Genomic DNA, 19,041 nt, shown 5'->3' with positions numbered 1-19,041 from the left:
GTGAACAGCTTCAACAAGCCGTCCGGGCCGGTCAGTTCCAGCCCCCGCGCTCGGGCGTCGGCCACCATCGCCGCTGCGGCGGCCTGCTCGGGCGAGAACCGCCGACCCGAACCCGTCTCGTTCTCAGCAGAGCCCATAGGGTCTGATGTCATCACTCACAGTGCCCATCCCGCCGGACGCTGAGGTCCGGCGTGTCGGGCCGGAACCACCGTTCGTTGCACAGGCCCGTGCGCGTCGAGCTCGGCGCGGCGGCGGTGCAGCGCCTGCACCACGCCGGGGGCCCGCGACTGACGGGCGTGCTTGCCGGTCCCCTTGTCCGGGCGCCAGCCGGTCGAGAGCCGGTCCCGGGCGGTGGCGACGGCGTCGGCGAGGCGGCGGTGCTCGGCCTGCTGCTCGGCGTACGCGGCCTCCCATGCGGTGCGGGCCCGGTCGCGGGCGGTCACCCAGCCGTCGTAGCCGCCCGCGGTGAGCCGGGGCGCGCCGTCACGGGTCGGGTCGAGGTCGCAGAACTCCTCGGCGACCTCGCGCAGCAGGGCGCGGTCGTGGCTGACCACGGCGAGTCCACCCTGGTACGCACGCAGGGTGCGGGTCAGGAAGTCCAGACCGTCCGCGTCGAGGTGGTTGGTGGGCTCGTCGAGGAGCAGGACGTCGTGGCGGGCGCCGAGCAGGCACGCCAACCGCACCCGGTGGCGCTGCCCCACCGACAGCGTCGCCAGCGGCCGGTCGCGGTCGGTGCAGGCGCCGAGTGCCTCCAGGGCGACGTCGATGCGGCGTTCGGCGTCCCAGGCGTCGAGCCGGGTCGCGGTGTCCAGGGCGGCGGCGAACCGGTCGTCGGCGCCGGGCGTGCCGTCGGTGATCGCCACGGTCGCCGCGTCGAGCTCGCGCAGCGCCGTCCGCGGGGCGGCGAGCGACTCCGCGGTGAGCGTGCCGACGGTCTCGCCGTCGCGGGCGGGTACCTCCTGGCGGACCAGGGCGACGGTCCCGGCGCGGTGCACGGTGCCGGAGTCCGGGAGGAGCACGCCGGCGAGGACGTGCAGGAGCGTGGACTTGCCCCGGCCGTTCTCCCCGACCACGGCCAGGCGTGACCGGGCGGAGACGGTGAGGGTCACGCCGGCGAGGACGCGGTGCGATCCGCGGGTGACGACGACGTCCTCGGCGCGCACGTGGGCGGACGCGCCGGCGTCGAGGGCGGGCAGGAGTGACGAGGGTTCGGGAGTGGTGTGCACGAGAGGCTCCGCGGCATCCGAGATCGGAGCCGGGCAGCACGGAATGCGCCGCCCGGCGGGGACCGGGACGGCGGACGCGGTTCGGAAGGGGTGAAGGGCGCCGCCGTCAGCGGGCGGTGCGGACCTTCTGCGACCAGATTCCTCGTGCCATGGTTCGAGCCTACCCGTCGGCAGGTGGGCGCGTCGTCCGGTTTCGGGCGTGCTCCACCCGTCCCGGTCACCCACTGCCCCGGCGGCCTGAACTGCGCTCAGATCCCCCGCCGACGCGCCCGCAGCAGGACGACCATGACGACCAGCCCGAGCGCCCCGGCCACCGGGGGCGGGAACCCGGTGCGGAACGACCACCAAGGGTGCACGACGTCGAACCCGGCCGCAGGACGCCCTCACACCGCCACCGGCACCCGACGCCGGGCCGGCGCGGACGCCACCAGGACCCCACCGACCACCACCGCCCCGGCGACCAGCTCGGTCACCGACGGCCGCTCCCCCAGGAGCACCATCGCCAGGCTCATCCCGACCACCGGCACGAGCAGCGAGTGCGGCGCGACGAGCCCGGCCGGGTAGCGGCGCAGCAACCCGGTCCAGATCCCGGCGGCGAGCACGGTCGCGACCAGCGACAGGTACACGAGCGCGGCCAGCCCCGCGACGCCGTCGGGGGTCACCATCGCGACGACGTCACCCCACGCTCCCGGCCCCTCCACCACGGCCGAGGCGGCCAGCAGCGGCACCGGCGGCACGACGGTCATCCACAGCGTCAGGTGCAGCGGGTTCACCGCCTCGCCGTCGCGCTGGGCCAGGCGGCTGCACAGGTTCCCGGCCGCCCAGCCGAGTGCGCCGAGCAGGGTCAGCACCACGGGCAGCAACGCCGCGGACTGTGCCCGGGCGACCGCGATGCACCCCAGACCGACGACGGCGACGCCGATCCCGGCCCACTGCCGCCGGGTCACCCGCTCGCGCAGCAGCAGCGCGCCCAGCACCAGCGTGAACGGCCCCGACGCCTGCAGCACCAGCGACGCGAGCCCGGTCGGCATCCCGGCGTACATGCCCAGGAACAGGAAGAGGAACTGCACCGTGCCGAACCCGAGCCCGTAGCCGACGAGCCAGCGCAGCGGCACCCGCGGCCGGGGTACGAGCAGCACCGTCGGGACCGCGAGCACGAGCATCCGAAGCCCGGCGAGGAACAGCGGCTGGAAGTGCTCCAGCCCGACGTGGATGGCGATGAAGTTGGCGCCCCACAACACGGCGACGACGACGGCGAGCAGACGGTCCCGAACGGTCACGGCTCCACGCTGCCGCCCCCTGACCGTACAGACCAGCGACATTGTGTGAATCGATGTTGTAGCGTTGCTTCATGGATGTGCGTCGGCTCCGGATCCTGCGCGAGCTCGCCGACCGCGGCTCGGTCACCGCCGTCGCCGCGGCACTGAACTTCACCCCGTCCGCGGTGTCCCAGCAGCTCAAGGCCTTGTCGCGGGAGGCGGGCCTGGAGCTGACCGCGCCGGACGGACGTGGACTGCGGCTCACCGCGGCCGGGCGGGCCGTCGTCGACGGGGCACAGGAGGTGCTCGACGCGCTGGGCCGGCTGGAGGAGACCGCCGCGGGACTGCGCGAGCAGCCGCTGGGGACGGTGCGGGTGGTGTTCTTCCCGTCCGCGGCCCGGCTGCTCCTGCCCGGGCTGCTGCACCGGGCGTCCGCCCATCCCGGGCTGGCGCTGTCCTGCCGGGACCTCGACCTGCGCCCGGAGGAGGTGCCGGCCGCGGCCGCCGACGCCGACATCGTCGTCACCCACCACGACGAACGGCTCGACCCGTTCGGCACCGGCCGGCTCACCGTGCACCCGCTCCTGCGCGAGCCCCTCGACGTCGCACTCCCCCCGGACCACCCGCTCGCCCACCGCGCCGAGGTGCACCTGCCCGACCTCGTCGACGCCGACTGGATCTCGGTCGCCGTCGGCTGGCCGGTCGACGACGTGTTGAGCTCGGTGTCCCTGGTGACCGGCACCGTGCCGCGCGTGGTGCAGCGGATCAACGACTTCTCGGTCACCGAGGAGCTCGTCGCGCACGGGCACGGCGTCGCGCTGCTGCCCCGCTACTCCACCGACCACCGCGACGGCGCCCGGCTCGCGCTGCGCCCGCTCGCCGGGGTGCGGGCCGCCCGCCTGGTACGCGCCGTGACCCGCGGCGCCGTGACCCGGCCCGCGGTACGGCTGGTGCTCGACGAGCTCGCCGCGGAGGCAGCGGCGGTCAGAGCAGCCGGGTGACCTTGTTCAGTCCGGCGTAGCGGACCGGGGTGACCCGCACCGTCGCGCCCGAGTACGGGGCCTCCAGCATCTTGCCGTCGCCGAGGTAGATGGCGATGTGGTGGGTGCGACCGCCCTCGGCCCAGGACAGCATGTCCCCGCGCCGCATGTCCGAGATCGGCACCAGGCGCCCGGCGTTGGCCTGGTTCCCGCTGTAGCGGGGCAGGTAGATGCCGACCCCGGCGAAGGCGAACTGCATCAGCCCCGAGCAGTCGAAGCCGACCTTGCGGAAGTCACCGTGGGCATCGGCGACGCCGCCGTCGCGGATGCCGCGGGTCGGGCCGCGCGTGTTGCCGCCGCCCCAGGCGTAGATGGTGCCGAGCTGGGCCATCGCCCGGTCGATCACGGTCTCGATCGCCGCCGTCCCGGTGCGCCGCGGCGCGGGACCCGCCGACGGCGCGGACTCCTGCGCGACCCGCGACGCCGCCTCCTCCCGGGCCCGCCGGTCGGCCTCGGCCTGGAGCCGGGCCTGCTCGGCCCGCCACGCCTCGTAGCGCTGGCGCTGGGCGCGCAGCCCGGCGTCGGCGTTCTCGGCGGCGTCGAGCCGGGACTGCACGTCGGTGCGTTCGGCGTGCACCGCGTCGAGCCGGGTCTGCTGGGCGTCGGCGGCCGCGACGGCCTCGTCGACGGCGGCGTCGGCCGCCGCGGACGCCTGCTCGGCGTCGGCGCGGCGCCGGTCGGCCTCCTCCTGCGCCGCGCGGGCGAGGGAGTCGGCGTTGGCCTGGGCGATGCGGGCCTGCTGGAGCTGCTCCAGGACGGCGGCCTGGTCCTCGCTCGACGCGTCGGTCAGCCGGGCCCGGTCCATCAGGTCCTGCGGGTCGGTCGCCCGGGAGAGCAGACCCAGCGGGCCCAGGTCGAGGCCGTGGGTGTAGACGTCGCCGACGAAGGCGTCGATCCGGGTCCGGGCGTCGTCGACGGCGCGGCCCGCGGCCTCGGTCGCGGCGCGGGCGTCGGCGGCCCGGGCCGCGGCGGTCTCGGCCTCGCGACCGGCGGCGTCGGCGGTGTCCCGGGCGGCGAGCGCCTCCTCGTTGCGCCCCGCGACCTCCATCTGCAGCTGCTCGGCCTGTGCGTCGAGCTCGGCGAGGCGGGCGGTGAGCCTGCCGACCTCGGCCGCCCGGTCCTGCACCGACTGGCGGCTGCGCTCCAGCTCGTCGTCGCCGGGGTTGGGCGGCGGCGGGGGCGGGGGCTGCGCCGGGAGCACCGCGGCGGTGGGCACGGCAGCGGTGGGCACGACGACGGTCGCGGCCACGCCCACCCCGGGCGAGGCCAGCGCGACCGCCACGAGCACGGCCACCACGACGAGGGTCGCCGACGGCTGGCGCGTCACGGGGAGGTCCTTCCGGGGAGCGGGGCGGGGTCTTGGGAGCTCGACGGGGAACACTGCCACTCGTGTCACCCGAATCCCGTGCGACACACCGGACCCGTCCATCACACGAGGGACCTCACACCCCCGACGGCTCCGCGACTCCGGCCACACCCGGCTCGCCAGGCTTATAGGACAGGCGTACTGTTTACCTCACGAGGGTCCGCGCTGCTGCCGACACGGCGGTGCGCGAGACTCCGACACGACGCAGGTGAGCACCTCCTCCCCCGCGAGGCGGGGAGCGTTCACCGCACCGGACAAAGCGACCGCCCACCACCACGGGAGGACCACCAAGTGGCCAGCACCGACAGCTTCGGCGCCCGAGGACAGCTCGACGTCGGGGGCACCGGTTACGAGATCTTCCGGCTCTCCGCGGTGGAGGGCTCGAAGCGCCTGCCGTTCAGCCTGAAGGTCCTGCTCGAGAACCTGCTCCGCACCGAGGACGGTGCGAACGTCACGGCGGACCACATCAACGCCCTGGCGAACTGGGACCCGCAGGCCGACCCGGACACCGAGATCCAGTTCACCCCCGCCCGGGTGATCATGCAGGACTTCACCGGTGTGCCCTGCGTCGTCGACCTGGCGACCATGCGCGAGGCGGTGACCGAGATGGGCGGCGACCCGTCCAAGGTCAACCCGCTCGCGCCGGCCGAGCTGGTCATCGACCACTCGGTGATGATCGACTTCTTCGGCACCGCCGACGCGTTCGAGAAGAACATCGAGTTCGAGTACGGCCGCAACAAGGAGCGCTACCAGTTCCTGCGTTGGGGCCAGGGCGCCTTCGACGAGTTCAAGGTCGTCCCGCCCGGCACCGGCATCGTGCACCAGGTCAACATCGAGAACCTGGCGCGCGTGGTCATGCCGCGCAACGGTCAGGCCTACCCCGACACCCTGGTCGGCACCGACTCCCACACCACGATGGTCAACGGCCTGGGGGTGCTGGGCTGGGGCGTCGGCGGCATCGAGGCCGAGGCCGCGATGCTCGGCCAGCCGGTCTCGATGCTCATCCCCCAGGTGCTCGGCTTCAAGCTGACCGGGGAGATCCCGACCGGTGTGACCGCCACCGACGTGGTGCTGACGATCACCGAGATGCTGCGCCGCCAGGGCGTCGTCGGCAAGTTCGTCGAGTTCTACGGCGCCGGCGTCGGCGCGGTGCCGCTGGCCAACCGCGCCACCATCGGCAACATGAGCCCGGAGTTCGGCTCGACCGCGGCGATCTTCCCGATCGACGAGGAGACCGTCCGCTACCTGAAGCTGACCGGTCGCTCCGCCGAGCAGATCGCGCTGGTCGAGGCCTACGCCAAGGAGCAGGGCCTCTGGCACGACCCGGACCACGAGCCGGTCTACTCCCAGACGATGGAGCTGGACCTGTCGACGGTCGTCCCGTCGATCGCCGGCCCGAAGCGCCCGCAGGACCGCATCGAGCTGACCGACGCCAAGCCGGCGTTCCGCAAGACCGTGCACGACTACACCGACGACGGCGTGGCCCCGACCCCGCTCGCCGGCGTCGACGAGTCGTCGAACGAGTCCTTCCCGGCCAGCGACGCCCCGGCGCTCTCCTTCGCCGACGACGACGCCGCGCCGATCATCATGTCGGCGGCCGACGGCTGCGAGGGCCGTCCGTCCAAGCCGGTCACCGTGAAGTCCGCGACGCGCGGCGAGTTCGTGCTCGACCACGGCGCCGTCGTGATCGCCTCGATCACCTCGTGCACCAACACCTCGAACCCGAGCGTCATGCTCGGTGCCGCGCTGCTGGCGCGCAACGCCGTCGAGAAGGGCCTGACCACCAAGCCGTGGGTCAAGACCTCGATGGCCCCGGGCAGCCAGGTCGTGACCGACTACTACGAGAAGGCCGGTCTCTGGCCCTACCTCGACAAGCTCGGATACAACCTGGTCGGCTACGGCTGCACCACCTGCATCGGCAACTCCGGCCCGCTGCCGGAGGAGATCTCGGCCGCGGTCAACGACAACGACCTCACCGTCGTCTCGGTGCTCTCGGGCAACCGGAACTTCGAGGGCCGGATCAACCCCGACGTCAAGATGAACTACCTGGCGTCCCCGCCGCTGGTCATCGCCTACGCGCTGGCCGGGACGATGGACTTCGACTTCGAGACCCAGCCCCTGGGGCAGGACTCCGAGGGCAACGACGTCTTCCTGCGCGACATCTGGCCCTCGACCGAGGACATCAACGACGTCGTGGACTCCTCGATCACCTCGGAGATGTTCACCAAGAGCTACTCCGACGTGTTCCGCGGCGACGACCGCTGGCGCGCACTGCCCACTCCCGAGGGCCGGGTCTTCGAGTGGGACCAGAAGTCCACCTACGTCCGCAAGCCCCCGTACTTCGAGGGCATGAAGGGCGAGCCGGACCCGGTCACCGACATCTCCGGCGCCCGCGTGCTCGCGCTGCTCGGCGACTCGGTCACCACCGACCACATCTCGCCGGCCGGTGCGATCAAGCCGGGCACCCCGGCCGCGCAGTACCTGGACGAGAACGGCGTGGAGAAGAAGGACTACAACTCCTTCGGCTCGCGGCGCGGCAACCACGAGGTGATGATCCGCGGCACGTTCGCGAACATCCGGCTGCGCAACCAGCTGCTCGACGACGTCTCGGGCGGCTACACCCGCGACTTCACCCAGGACGGCGGGCCGCAGGCGTTCATCTACGACGCCGCGCAGAACTACGCCGCGCAGGGCACCCCGCTGGTCATCCTCGGCGGCAAGGAGTACGGCTCGGGCTCCTCGCGTGACTGGGCGGCCAAGGGCACCGCGCTGCTGGGCGTGCGCGCCGTCATCGTCGAGTCCTTCGAGCGGATCCACCGCTCGAACCTGATCGGCATGGGCGTGATCCCGCTGCAGTTCCCCGAGGGCGAGTCGGCGAAGAGCCTCGGGCTCGACGGCACCGAGACCTTCGACATCGCGGGCATCACCGAGCTGAACGACGGGAAGACCCCGAAGTCGGTGCACGTGACCGCGACCAAGGAGTCCGGCGAGACCGTCGAGTTCGACGCGAAGGTCCGCATCGACACCCCCGGCGAGTCGGACTACTACCGCAACGGCGGCATCCTGCAGTACGTCCTGCGGGGCATGCTGAAGAGCTGACGCGCGCAGCACCCACCACCACACGGAGCCCGTCCCCTCACCGAGGGGGCGGGCTCCGTCGGTGCTGCGGTCGGTGCTGCGGGGTCGTTCCCGGCTCCCCCTGCCTACGGGCGGGCGCCCAGGTCGTGGGAGATGCGCCGGGCGGCGTCGGCGGCGGCGCGGCCGTGGCCGTCGAAGACCTCCTCGGTCATCCGCACCGTCGGACCGGACACCGACAACGCCCCGACCGGGCGGCCGTCGGGACCGACGAGGGGGGCGCCGACCGCCGCGATGCCGTCGGACAGCCCTTCGGGGTTGACCGACCATCCACGCTCGCGGACCTCGGCGATCCGGGCCCGCAGCCGGTCGGGGTCGACGACGGTGTGAGGGGTGGACGCCTCCAGCGGGCCGGCGAGGTAGGCGTCGACCTCCGCCGGGGCACAGGCGGCGAGGTAGGCCTGCCCGGTGGCCGAGGCGTGCAGCGGGATGCGGTGTCCCAGCGGCAGGAACGCGCGCAGCCGGTGCGCGGTGTCGAGCCGTTCGAGCAGGACCAGCTCGCGGCCGTCCGGGGCCGCCAGGTGCACGGTCTCCCCCGTCGTGAGCTGCAGCTCGTGCAGGACCGGGAGCGCCACCGCGCGCAGGCCACCGGCGTCGCGGGCCTGGTTGCCGACGGCGAACGCGCGGTAGGTGAGCCGCCAGCGGGCGGTGTCGTCGCTGACGCACCAGCCGACCTCGGCGAGGGTGTGCAGGATCCGCTGCACGGTGGACTTCGGCAGCGCGACCGTGCGGGCGAGGTCGGACAGCCCGACGGGCTGCCGCTCCCCCACCGCCTCCAGGACGCGGACCGCGGAGACGACGCTGGTGGTCGGAGCCATGACCGGTGTTGACCTCCCCCGTTCGGGCGACCTAGTGTTCCGCCCCGGACGGTCCACTCTACGAACCACTGTGCCACCTGATGGACCGATACGACAAGCGCGTACCAACGGGGGTAGGCATGGCGGTGCAGGTCATCACGCTGGTGGTGTTCGCGGCGGTCTTCGTGATCGCCGAGGTCCGCCGGTCCCACATCGGGATCGTCATGTTCGCGGCCGCCGCGGGCATGGGCGTGCTCGTCGCGGGCCTGCCTCTCGACGACGTCGTCGCAGGGTTCCCCGTCGACATCCTCGTACTGCTGGTCGGGGTGACGTTCTTCTTCGGGATCGCGAAGGCCAACGGCACCATCGGCCGGCTCGTCGACCGGGCCCTGATCGGGGTCGGTGACCGGACCGGGGCGCTGCCACTGACCTTCTTCGTGCTCACCGGCGTGGTGTCGGCGATGGGCTCGCCACTGGGCGGTCTGGTCATGGCACCGATCGGGATGAGCGTGGCCCACCGGCGCGGGATCGACCCGATGCTGATGGCGCTGGCCATCGGGACCGGGCTGTCCGCGGGCGGGTTCGCGCCGACGTCGCTGTTCGGGATCGTCACCTGGGGCACGGCGTCGGCGGCGGGCATCGCGCTCGACCCGTTGACCCTGTTCGCGGTCGCGATCGTCGCGAACCTGGTGCTGCTGGCCGCGTCCTACCTGATGTTCTCCGCCCGCAGCCGGGTCCCGGTCGCCGCCGGCGGCGGGGGCCGGTCGCAGGAGCCCGGCGACGCCGAGCCGCCGGCGCGCGAGCCGTTCACCGCGACGCACCGGATCACCGTCCTCGCGATGCTCGGCCTGGTCGCGGCGATCGTCGTGCTGGCGCTGCTCGACGCCGAGCCCGACGTCGGGGTGCTCGCCTTCGCCTTCGGCGCGGTGCTGACCCTGATCGACCCGGACAGCGGCCGCGGCGCCCTGAAGGAGATCGACTGGTCCACCGTGCTGCTGGTCGGCGGCATCATCACCTACGTCGGCGTGCTCCAGGAGATCGGCTCGGTCGACCTGCTGGGCGACCTCGCCGCGAGTCTCACCGTCCCGCTGCTCGCCGCACTGGTGATCTGCGCGGTGTGCGGGCTGGTGTCGGCGTTCGCCTCGACCACCGGCATCCTCGCCGCGCTGGTGCCGCTGGCGATCCCGCTCGTGCAGCAGGGCGGGATCCCGGGCTGGGCGCTGATCTGCGCACTCGGGGTCTGCTCGTCCATCGTGGACGTGTCGCCCTTCTCGACGGTGGGTGCGACGCTGGTCGCCACCACCGTCGACGAGCAGGAACGCCCCCGGATGACCGCGCTGCTGACCCGCTGGGGCCTGTCCATGGTCGTCATCGGCCCGATCGCGCTGGTGGGAGCCCTCGTGCTGCCCGCCATGGCCGTCTGACCCCGTCACCACCAGGAGACCGACGTTGTTCCTCACCTCGCTCACCGGCACCCAGGACCTGGCGCAGGCCGTCACCGTCGGCGACGACGTGCTCTCCCGCTCCGAGCTCGTCGACCGCGCCGGTCGCGTCGCCGCCGGGATCCCCGACGACGGCCCGGTCGCGGTGCACGCCACCGCCTCGATCGACACCGTCGTCGCGATCACCGGCGCGATCATGGCCGGGGTGCCGGTCGTGCCGGTCCCCCCGGACTCGGGGCCGGCCGAACGTGGGCACATCCTGACCGACTCCGGCGCCACCGCCTGGGCGGGACCGCGGCCCGACGGCGTCGACCTGCCGGTCGTCGTCCCCGGCGCACGACCGCTCCCCCCGCGCCCGGTCGACCCGGCCGCCACCGCGATGCTGCTCTACACCTCCGGCACCACCGGCCGCCCCAAGGGCGCACAACTGTCCGGGGCCGCGATCGCCGCCGGGCTCGACGCCCTGTTCGAGGTGTGGGACTGGACCCCCGAGGACACCGTCGCCCACGGTCTGCCCCTGTTCCACGTGCACGGCCTCATCCTGGGGGTGCTCGGTTCGCTGCGCCTCGGGTCGCGGGTGGTGCACACGGTGAAGCCGCAGCCCGCCCGCTACGCCGCGGTCGACGCCTCGATGTACTTCGGCGTCCCCACGGTCTGGAACCGGATCGTCGACGAGCCCGACGCCGCCCGTGCCTTGGGCCGGGCCCGGCTCCTCGTCTCGGGCAGCGCCCCGCTGCCCGCCTCGCTGTTCGACCGGATCGCCGGCCTGACCGGGCAGGCGCCGGTGGAGCGCTACGGCATGACCGAGACCATGATCACCCTGTCCGCGCTCGCTTCCGGGGAGCGTCGCGCCGGATGGGTCGGGCTCCCCGTCCCGGGTGCCCAGACCCGGCTGCTGCCCGCCTCCGACGACGCCCCCGCCACCGTCCCCGACGACGGCGAGACCGTCGGCCGGCTCGAGGTCCGCGGCCCCATGCTGTTCGACGGCTACCTGAACCGCCCGGACGCGAACGACGAGTGCTGGGCCGGCGAGGGCTGGTTCCGCACCGGGGACCTCGCCGTCCGCGACCCGGGCGGGTTCCACCGCATCGTCGGCCGCGAGTCCACCGACCTGATCAAGTCGGGCGGCTACCGGATCGGCTCCGGGGAGATCGAGGCCGTGCTGCTCGACCACCCGGGCGTCGCCGAGGTGGCCGTGGTCGGCGCCCCCGACCCCGACCTCGGCCAGAAGATCGTCGCCTACGTCGTCGGCGACTCGCGTGACGGGCAGGCGCTGATCGACCACGTCGCCGGGGAGCTGTCCTGGCACAAGCGTCCCCGCGAGGTCGTGTTCGTCGACGCCCTGCCCCGCAACGCGATGGGCAAGGTCCAGAAGAAGCTGCTCGGCGCCTGACCCGGGTCCCCGGATCGGGCGCGTCCGCGGGCGCTCCCGGCCGGCCGGGCCTAGGTTGCAGATCATGCCCGGTGCGCACTCACCCTCGGAGGACCGCGGCGACGACCGCGGGATCTCGGTCAACCCCGTCTTCGCAGCCGAGCCGGTGGACATCCCCCGGTTCCGGATGCCCGACTCGGGCCTGCACCCCGAGATCGCCTACCAGGTCGTGCACGACGAGCTGATGCTCGACGGCAACGCCCGGCTGAACCTGGCCACGTTCGTCACGACGTGGGCGGAGCCCCAGGCCGAGCGGCTGATGGCCGAGTCCTTCGACAAGAACATGATCGACAAGGACGAGTACCCGCGGACCGCGGACCTGGAGCAGCGGTGCGTGCGGATGCTCGCCGACCTGTGGCACGCCCCCGACCCGGGACGGGCCGTCGGCTGCTCGACGACCGGCTCGTCGGAGGCGTGCATGCTCGGCGGGCTGGCGCTCAAGCGGCGCTGGCAGCACCGGCGCAGGGCGGCAGGCCTCCCGACGGACCGGCCGAACATCGTGATGGGCGTGAACGTCCAGATCTGCTGGGACAAGTTCGCGAACTACTGGGACGTGGAGCCGCGGCTGGTCCCGATGGAGGGCGACCGGCTGCACCTGGGGGCCGACGAGGCCGTCGCACTGTGCGACGAGAACACCATCGGCGTCGTCGCGATCCTGGGTTCCACCTTCGACGGCAGCTACGAGCCCGTCGCCGAGATCTGCGCGGCGCTCGACGACCTGCAGTCCCGCACCGGGCTGGACATCCCGGTGCACGTCGACGGCGCGTCCGGGGCGATGATCGCGCCGTTCTGCGACCCCGACCTGGAGTGGGACTTCCGGCTGCCCCGGGTGGCGTCGATCAACACCTCCGGCCACAAGTACGGCCTGGTGCACCCGGGCGTCGGATGGGCGGTGTGGCGCGACACCGACGCGCTGCCCGAGGACCTGGTGTTCCGGGTGAACTACCTGGGCGGGGACATGCCGACGTTCGCGCTGAACTTCTCCCGCCCCGGCGGGCAGGTCATCGCCCAGTACTACAACTTCCTGCGGCTCGGCCGCGAGGGCTACGCGCGGGTGCAGGGCACCTGCCGGGAGATCGCCACCGGGCTGGCCGGGCGGATCGCCGACACCGGCGCGTTCCGGCTGCTCACCGACGGCTCCCAGCTGCCCGTGTTCGCGTTCACCGTCGCCGACGGCGAACCGTTCTCGGTGTTCGACGTGTCGGCGGGTCTGCGCGAGACGGGATGGCTGGTCCCGGCGTACACGTTCCCGAAGGACCGGGAGGACCTGGCGGCGCTGCGGATCGTGGTGCGCAACGGGTTCAGCCACGACCTGGCCGCGCTGCTGCTCGACGACCTGGCGCGGCTGCTGGAGCGGCTGCGCCGCCAGGCCGGTCCCGTCCGCGGGAGCGAGGCCGCGGGCTTCGCCCACGGGACGTGAGCCGGTCCCGGCGGGACACCCGCACCGCGTACCTGCTGCTGGCGCCCAGCCTGCTGGGTGTGGTGCTGTTCCTGCTGGTCCCGGTGCTGATCGTGGTGGGTCTGGCGCTGTTCCGGTGGGACCTGGTCGGGCCGCGGACGTTCGTCGGGCTGGACAACGTCGTCGCCGTCGCCACCGACGGCCGGTTCACCCGGTCCCTGCTGGTGACGGCGTTCTTCGTGCTCATCGTCATCCCGGTGCAGACCGTCCTCGGTCTGGCGGCGGCGCTGCTGCTGGACCGCGGGCTGCCGGGGACGACGGTGTTCCGGGTGATCTTCGTGCTGCCGTGGATCTGCGCGCCGCTGGCGCTGGGCGTGGTGTGGCGGTGGATCCTGTCCCCCACCGACGGTGCGCTCAACGCGCTGCTGGGGATCCGCGTCGAGTGGCTGGCCGACCCGGCGCTGGCGCTGCCGTCGGTCGCGGCGGTCACCGCCTGGACCCAGGTCGGCTACGTCGCCCTGTTCTTCCTGGCCGGGCTGCGCGCCATCCCGGACACGATCGTGGAGGCGGCCCGGCTCGACGGGGCCTCGGCGTGGCAGCTGCTGTGGCGGATCCGGCTGCCGCTGCTGCGTCCGACGCTGTTCTTCGTGCTGATCACCGGTGTGATCTCCAGCTTCCAGGTGTTCGACTCGGTGTACGCGCTCACGCCGAACGGCGGACCGCAGGGTGTCACCGACGTCGTCGCGGGGCGGATCTACTACGAGGCGTTCGAGAACCGCGCGGTCGGGCAGGCCGCGGTGATGGCGGTGGTGTTGTTCGTGATCCTGGTGGTGGTGACCGTGGCCCAGCAGCGGTGGTTCAGCCGTCGCACGACCTACGAGCTGGACACGTGAGGCGCGGCAGGGTCGTCGACGCGGCCGTGCTGGTCGCGCTGCTGGTGGGCGCGGTGGTGACGCTGGCGCCGTTCGTGCTGAGCGTGATGACCGCGCTGAAGACGACCCGGCAGTTCGCGGCGACCCCGGTGCTGTCACCGCCGGCCCCGCCGACGGTGGAGAACATCGTGACGCTGTTCGGCCGCGACTACGACTTCGTGACCCCGATCGCGGTGACCGCGCAGGTGGTGGTCGTCGTGCTGGTGGGGCAGCTGCTGTTCTCGGTGCTCGCGGCGTACGCGTTCGCCCGCCTGGAGTTCCCGGGCCGCGACGCGCTGTTCTGGGTGTACCTGGGGACGCTGATGGTGCCGCAGGCGGTGACGGTGATCCCGCTGTACCTGATGATGACCGAGGTGGGGCTGCGGAACACCTTCTGGGCGCTGGTACTGCCCTATGTACTCGGGTCGCCGTTCGCGATCTTCCTGCTGCGCGAGCACTTCCGGACCATCCCGCAGGACCTGATCGACGCCGCCCGGCTCGACGGTGCCGGGACGGTCGGGATCCTGCGGCACGTCGTCGTGCCGGTGAGCCGGCCGATCCTCACGACGCTGGCGGTGATCACCGTGGTGACGCACTGGAACAACTTCCTGTGGCCGCTGGTCATCACCTCCGGCCGGACCTGGCAGGTGATGACGGTGGCGACCGCCGGGCTGCAGACGCAGTACAACGGCAACTGGCCGATCGTGATGGCGGCGACGACGGTCGCGATCGTCCCGCTGATCGCGCTGTTCCTGGTGTTCCAGCGCAGCGTCGTCCGCTCGATCACGATCACGGGGTTCCGGTGAGGCGCCGCCCGGGCGCCGCGCTGGTGCTGGTCGCGGCGCTGGTGCTGACGGCCTGCTCCCCCGCGTCGCGGTTCGACGATGATGCCGACGGCGTCACCACGGTGACGCTGCGGTTGTGGGACACCCAGGTCGCGGCGGCCTACCGGCGCTCGTTCGACGCGTTCTCCGCGGCCAACCCCGACATCCGGGTCGAGCTGGTGCAGGTCCCGTTCAAGGACTACTTCACCTCGCTGCCCCTCGACGTGGCCTCGGGTACCGCGACCGACATCTACTGGGTCAACTCGTCCAACTTCGGGGCGTTCGCCGACGCCGGGAGGCTGATCGACGTCGGGGCGGCGCTGGCCGACCAGCGCGCCGGCTGGGTGCCGGCCGCCGCGGACCAGTACACCCGCGGTGGCACCCTGTGGGGTGTCCCGGTGGTGACCGACGGCCGGATCGCGCTGTTCTACAACAAGGACCTGGTCCGCGCGGCCGGGGTCGACCCGACGACGCTGCGGTGGGACCCGTCCGACCCGGCCCGCGACACCCTGCTCCCGGCCGCACGGAGGCTGACCGCCGACGCCGCCGGACGGACCGCGGACCAGCCAGGGTTCGACCCGCGCACGGTGCGCCGGTACGGCTTCAACGCCGCCCGGGACCTGCAGGCGATCTACGTGAACTTCCTCGGCTCCGCGGGCGGCCGGTTGCAGGCCCCCGACGAGACCTTCGACCTCGCCACGCCCGCGGGTGAGCAGGCGTTCGGCTACCTGGTGAACATGATCAACACCGAGCGGGTGGCGCCGTCCGCGGCGGACACGAACCAGAACCCGGACTTCAGCCGCGACCAGTTCCTTCGGGGCCGGATCGCGCTGTTCCAGAGCGGCACCTACAACCTCGCCAACATCGCCGAGGGCGCGACCTTCGACTGGGGGATCGCACCGATGGTCGAGGGCCCGCACGGCCGGGTCAGCGTGGTGTCGAGCATCGTCGCCGCCGGCAACGCCGACAGCCCGCGCCGTCCGGAGATCCTGCGGGTGCTGCGCTGGCTGGGCTCGCCGGAGGGTGCCGCCCCGGTCGGCGACAGCGGCGCCGGGCTGCCCGCGGTGACCGCGGCCCAACGGGGCTGGTTCGACTACTGGGCGCGCCGCGGCGTCGACACCCGGGAGTTCGTCGCGGACGGCCCGACGACCCCGGCGCCGTCGGGCCCCAAGGTGGGCGCGGCGACGACGGCGATGGAGCCCACGCTCGACGAGCTGTTCGCCGGGCGGCTGCCCGTCGCCGCGGGGCTGCGGCAGGCGCAGGACATCGGCAACGCCGCGCTGCGCTGATAGCGTGTCCGGTGCGCCCCCGATGGGCCCAGCCGGAAGGAGTGTCCCGCCAGTCCCGCACGGGCCCGCGGGCGCAGCTCCTTCCGCAGGTGGTTCGCGTGGTCCCCACTGTCGTCAGGAGACCCGCATGACCTGCACGTTCAACCACATGATCGTCGCCGCCCGGGACCGGGTGGCCTCCGCCGCGTTCTACCGGCACGTCCTGGAGGCGGCGCAGGCGCCGTCCTGGGGGCCGTTCACCAACGTCGCCCTCGACGGCGGCGTCCTCGTCCAGTTCGCCGACCTGCCCACCGACACCTACCCGCAGATCCAGCCCCAGCACTACGCGTTCCTCGTCGACGACGCGCTGTTCGACCGCGCGTACGCCAGGCTCGTCGAGGCGGGCGCCGAGCACTGGGCCGACCCGCAGCGCACCCGCCCCGGCGAGATCAACCACGGGCACGGCGGGCGCGGGGTGTACTTCCTCGACCCGGCCGGTCACTTCCTCGAGATGATCACCCAACCGTATGTGTGACGTCGCCGCGGCCCGGCGCTGGCTCGACGCCGCCCGGCCCGATCCCGACCGTGCCCCGGACTGGATGGTGCCGTTGCTGCGCGGGCTGGAGCACGCCGGGCCGCGGGACATCAGCACGAACGACCTGCCCGCCGACCACGTCGGACCACGGCAGTCGGCCGTGCTGGTGCTGCTCGGGCAGGGCCCCGACGGCCCGGAGGTCGTGCTCCAGCGGCGGGCCCGACGGCTGCGCCACCACTCCGGCGAGATCTCCTTCCCCGGGGGCCGCGCGGACCCTGGCGACACCGATCCCGCGGCCACCGCGCTGCGGGAGGCGACCGAGGAGACCGGGCTGGACCCGTCCGGTGTGGACGTCGTCGCGACGCTGCCGCGGCTGATCCTGCTGACCGGGTTCCACGTGACCGCGGTGCTGGGGCACTGGCGGACGCCGACCCGGCTGCACGCGGTCGACCCGGCCGAGACCGAGGCGGTCCTGCACGTGCCGCTGGCGGTGCTCGCCGACCCGGCGCACCGGTTCCGGCTCCGGGCCGGGGGCGGGGCCTGGCGGGGCCCCGGATTCCGGATGGGCGAGGACGTGGTGTGGGGGTTCACCGCCGAGGTGCTCGACGCGGTGCTGCGCCTGGGTGGGTGGGAGCGGCCGTGGCCGCCCGGTCCGGAGCTGGAGTGGGAGTCGTTGTGAGCACCAGCAGCGGCGCGGCCACCAGGTCCAGTGCCGCAGCCGTCCGGACCGGAGCGATCGGCCCGGCCGCCGCGAATGCGGTGCCGCCCAGCAGCGGGCCGAGGGTCGCTCCGGCGTTCAGCGACGCGGTGGCGACGGCGCCGCCGAGGGTCGGTGCCTCGCGGGCGGCCGTCAGCGCCCGGGCGATCAGCGTCGACCCGACCGCGAAACCCAGCGCGCCCAGCAGCCCGACCAGGACGAGCACCGCCACCGGGTGCGTGGAAACGAGCGCGAGCGCGGCCCAGGCCACCGGCAGCGCGCCGCCCGCGCCGAGCAGCAGCGGGCGGGCGCGGGTGTCGGCGAACCTGCCCGCGATGCCCACCCCTGCGGCGGCGCCGGACCCGAACAGCAGCAGCCCGACGGGCACCGCCGGTGGGCCGCCCGCCTCGGCCAGCAGCGGCGCCAGGTAGGTGTACGCGGCGAACGTCGAGCCGTTCACCAGCGCACCGAGCGCCAGCGCCCCGATGACCGCGCCCCGGCGCAGGACCGTCAGTTCGGCGCGCAGGCCCGGCACGGGTGCCCGCCCGCCGTCGCCGGTGGGGACACCGGCGACGACCCCGGCCAGCGCGACGGCGGCCATCGCCGCGACCACCCAGAACGTCGCACGCCAGCCGAACGCCTGTCCCACCAGTGCCCCGGCCGGGACACCGGCGACGAGAGCGACGGTCGTGCCGGACAGCAGGGGGTCAGCGCCCCGGCGACGTGCGCGGCGACGAAGGCGGCCAGGAACCCGCACAGCGCGAGCCGCGGCGGCAGCCGGCGTGCGGCGAGCGCTGTGAGCGGGGCGCCGAGGACCATCCCCATGGCGAACGCCGAGGTCAGGGACCCGGCGGCGAGCGGGGTGACGCCGAGGTCGGCGGCGATGTCCGGGACGAGCCCGGCGAGCATGAACTCCGAGGTGGCCAGCGCGGTGACGGCGCAGGCGAGGACGACGAGCAGCACGGTGGAACTCCGTGGGTGACGAATCGGGGACGGACATCGGTCCGGCCGCGTCACCGGGTGCGGGCAGGGGAGGTCGCCGCCACCGGTGGGACCGGTGGCTACCGCGTGTTCGACTCCGGACTGCCCACGGCCGTCACCGTAGCCGTCGCGCTCCCCCAGCGCCCACCGTTCCCCCTTCCGCGGCGGTTCACCAGCTGATGCGGTCGAACAGCTCCCGCAGCCGCGCCGCCCGCGCCGGGCGTCCGTGCCCCACCCACGCGATCCGCCCCAGCAGGTGCTCGCGGAACGCCGGGTGCCCGGCCCGGTTCTGCGCGTCGGGCCCGGTGCGGGCGGCGTTGTGCAGGATCGCGCGCAGCTCGTCGTGGTCGCGCCGCGAGGCGGCCGGGGCGTCGCTGTTGACGACCAGGCCCACGACGCGCTGCCGGTGGTGCGCGGGCATGATCCGGGTCTTGTCCGGGCGGACGCGGAAGCCCTCCTCCGCGGCGATCGCCGCCACCCGCTGCGTCAGACCGTGCACCGGGGGCCTGTGCAACGAACGGTGGTTCCGGCCCGACACGCCGGACCTCAGCGTCCGGCGGGATGGGCACTGTGAGTGATGACATCAGACCCTATGGGCTCTGCTGAGAACGAGACGGGTTCGGGTCGGCGGTTCTCGCCCGAGCAGGCCGCCGCAGCGGCGATGGTGGCCGACGCCCGAGCGCGGGGGCTGGAACTGACCGGCCCGGACGGCTTGTTGAAGCTGTTCAC

At 73.5% G+C, this 19,041-nt stretch carries 16 protein-coding genes and 1 pseudogene; 10 read left to right on the top strand and 7 right to left on the bottom strand.

The annotated features are described in order from the left end of the window. Positions 1-155: 155 nt before the first annotated feature. The 3 genes from FVA95_RS24235 to FVA95_RS24225 all read right to left on the bottom strand — a co-directional run bounded on the left by FVA95_RS24235 (position 156) and on the right by FVA95_RS24225 (position 2,506). The gene (locus FVA95_RS24235; protein ID WP_149666208.1) at positions 156-1,226 is read right to left on the bottom strand and encodes an ATP-binding cassette domain-containing protein; all 1,071 of its coding nucleotides are present in this window, start codon (positions 1,224-1,226) and stop codon (positions 156-158) included. A gap of 248 nt (positions 1,227-1,474) precedes the next feature. Next, positions 1,475-1,582: an MYXO-CTERM sorting domain-containing protein gene (locus tag FVA95_RS33730; protein ID WP_149666207.1), complete on the bottom strand. Its 108-nt coding sequence runs from the start codon at positions 1,580-1,582 to the stop codon at positions 1,475-1,477. Between the two features lie 27 nt (positions 1,583-1,609). Then, complete coding sequence (locus FVA95_RS24225) at positions 1,610-2,506, bottom strand: EamA family transporter (RefSeq protein ID WP_149666206.1); 897 nt, start codon at positions 2,504-2,506, stop codon at positions 1,610-1,612. 71 nt (positions 2,507-2,577) lie between these two features. On the opposite strand from FVA95_RS24225, the gene FVA95_RS24220 reads away from it, so the two are divergent. After that, on the top strand, positions 2,578-3,486 hold the full coding sequence (locus FVA95_RS24220; RefSeq protein WP_149666205.1) for a LysR family transcriptional regulator: 909 nt from the start codon (positions 2,578-2,580) through the stop codon (positions 3,484-3,486). Here the strand turns inward: FVA95_RS24220 and FVA95_RS24215 are convergent. Further along, positions 3,470-4,852: an NlpC/P60 family protein gene (locus FVA95_RS24215; RefSeq protein WP_240051703.1), complete on the bottom strand. Its 1,383-nt coding sequence runs from the start codon at positions 4,850-4,852 to the stop codon at positions 3,470-3,472. The genes FVA95_RS24220 and FVA95_RS24215 overlap by 17 nt on opposite strands. Positions 4,853-5,182: 330 nt before the next feature. On the opposite strand from FVA95_RS24215, the gene FVA95_RS24210 reads away from it, so the two are divergent. Then, on the top strand, positions 5,183-7,990 hold the full coding sequence (locus tag FVA95_RS24210; RefSeq protein WP_149666203.1) for an aconitate hydratase: 2,808 nt from the start codon (positions 5,183-5,185) through the stop codon (positions 7,988-7,990). 104 nt (positions 7,991-8,094) lie between these two features. On the opposite strand, the gene FVA95_RS24205 is transcribed toward FVA95_RS24210, so the two are convergent. Then, positions 8,095-8,844, bottom strand: a complete 750-nt coding sequence (locus FVA95_RS24205) for an IclR family transcriptional regulator (RefSeq protein WP_149666202.1) — start codon at positions 8,842-8,844, stop codon at positions 8,095-8,097. Between the two features lie 119 nt (positions 8,845-8,963). On the opposite strand from FVA95_RS24205, the gene FVA95_RS24200 reads away from it, so the two are divergent. The 8 genes from FVA95_RS24200 to FVA95_RS24165 all read left to right on the top strand — a co-directional run bounded on the left by FVA95_RS24200 (position 8,964) and on the right by FVA95_RS24165 (position 17,313). Next, positions 8,964-10,247 carry an SLC13 family permease gene (locus FVA95_RS24200; RefSeq protein ID WP_149666201.1) on the top strand — a complete coding sequence of 428 codons (1,284 nt, stop codon included), beginning with the start codon at positions 8,964-8,966 and terminating at the stop codon, positions 10,245-10,247. A gap of 25 nt (positions 10,248-10,272) precedes the next feature. Then, complete coding sequence (locus FVA95_RS24195; RefSeq protein ID WP_149666200.1) at positions 10,273-11,658, top strand: acyl-CoA synthetase; 1,386 nt, start codon at positions 10,273-10,275, stop codon at positions 11,656-11,658. A 64-nt stretch (positions 11,659-11,722) separates the two neighbouring features. Next, a complete protein-coding gene (locus tag FVA95_RS24190; protein WP_149666199.1) occupies positions 11,723-13,117 on the top strand; it encodes a glutamate decarboxylase in 1,395 nt (464 codons plus the stop codon). Continuing rightward, the gene (locus tag FVA95_RS24185; protein ID WP_149666198.1) at positions 13,114-13,989 is read left to right on the top strand and encodes a carbohydrate ABC transporter permease; all 876 of its coding nucleotides are present in this window, start codon (positions 13,114-13,116) and stop codon (positions 13,987-13,989) included. The genes FVA95_RS24190 and FVA95_RS24185 overlap by 4 nt, the downstream gene beginning before the upstream one ends. Further along, positions 13,986-14,813 (top strand): carbohydrate ABC transporter permease, encoded by an 828-nt coding sequence (locus FVA95_RS24180; RefSeq protein WP_240051702.1) that lies wholly within the window; start codon positions 13,986-13,988, stop codon positions 14,811-14,813. The genes FVA95_RS24185 and FVA95_RS24180 overlap by 4 nt, the downstream gene beginning before the upstream one ends. Beyond that, on the top strand, positions 14,810-16,120 hold the full coding sequence (locus FVA95_RS24175; RefSeq protein ID WP_149666197.1) for a sugar ABC transporter substrate-binding protein: 1,311 nt from the start codon (positions 14,810-14,812) through the stop codon (positions 16,118-16,120). The genes FVA95_RS24180 and FVA95_RS24175 overlap by 4 nt, the downstream gene beginning before the upstream one ends. 127 nt (positions 16,121-16,247) lie before the next feature. Beyond that, positions 16,248-16,634 (top strand): VOC family protein, encoded by a 387-nt coding sequence (locus FVA95_RS24170; protein WP_149666196.1) that lies wholly within the window; start codon positions 16,248-16,250, stop codon positions 16,632-16,634. Beyond that, entirely contained in the window at positions 16,627-17,313 is a 687-nt protein-coding gene (locus FVA95_RS24165) for a CoA pyrophosphatase (RefSeq protein ID WP_149666195.1), read from the top strand. Before FVA95_RS24170 ends, FVA95_RS24165 begins: the two co-directional genes overlap by 8 nt. Here the strand turns inward: FVA95_RS24165 and FVA95_RS24160 are convergent. Both FVA95_RS24160 and FVA95_RS24155 read right to left on the bottom strand, forming a co-directional pair. Then, positions 17,222-18,240 (bottom strand): annotated as a pseudogene (locus tag FVA95_RS24160) (MFS transporter). The gene FVA95_RS24165 and the pseudogene FVA95_RS24160 overlap by 92 nt on opposite strands. A gap of 241 nt (positions 18,241-18,481) precedes the next feature. Continuing rightward, positions 18,482-18,811 carry a hypothetical protein gene (locus FVA95_RS24155; protein WP_193564411.1) on the bottom strand — a complete coding sequence of 110 codons (330 nt, stop codon included), beginning with the start codon at positions 18,809-18,811 and terminating at the stop codon, positions 18,482-18,484. Positions 18,812-19,041: the final 230 nt, after the last annotated feature.

Source organism: Pseudonocardia sp. EV170527-09, from assembly GCF_008369905.1.
GTDB lineage: Bacteria > Actinomycetota > Actinomycetes > Mycobacteriales > Pseudonocardiaceae > Pseudonocardia.
This window is presented reverse-complemented; position numbering and strand designations above follow the sequence as displayed.

Bases quoted from the DNA above. Each gene is read 5' to 3' on its own strand.
- FVA95_RS24220 (WP_149666205.1), top strand. From the start codon at position 2,578: ATGGATGTGCGTCGGCTCCGGATCCTGCGCGAGCTCGCCGACCGCGGC.
- FVA95_RS24205 (WP_149666202.1), bottom strand. From the start codon at position 8,844: ATGGCTCCGACCACCAGCGTCGTCTCCGCGGTCCGCGTCCTGGAGGCG.
- FVA95_RS24200 (WP_149666201.1), top strand. From the start codon at position 8,964: ATGGCGGTGCAGGTCATCACGCTGGTGGTGTTCGCGGCGGTCTTCGTG.
- FVA95_RS24190 (WP_149666199.1), top strand. From the start codon at position 11,723: ATGCCCGGTGCGCACTCACCCTCGGAGGACCGCGGCGACGACCGCGGG.
- FVA95_RS24170 (WP_149666196.1), top strand. From the start codon at position 16,248: ATGACCTGCACGTTCAACCACATGATCGTCGCCGCCCGGGACCGGGTG.
- FVA95_RS24165 (WP_149666195.1), top strand. From the start codon at position 16,627: ATGTGTGACGTCGCCGCGGCCCGGCGCTGGCTCGACGCCGCCCGGCCC.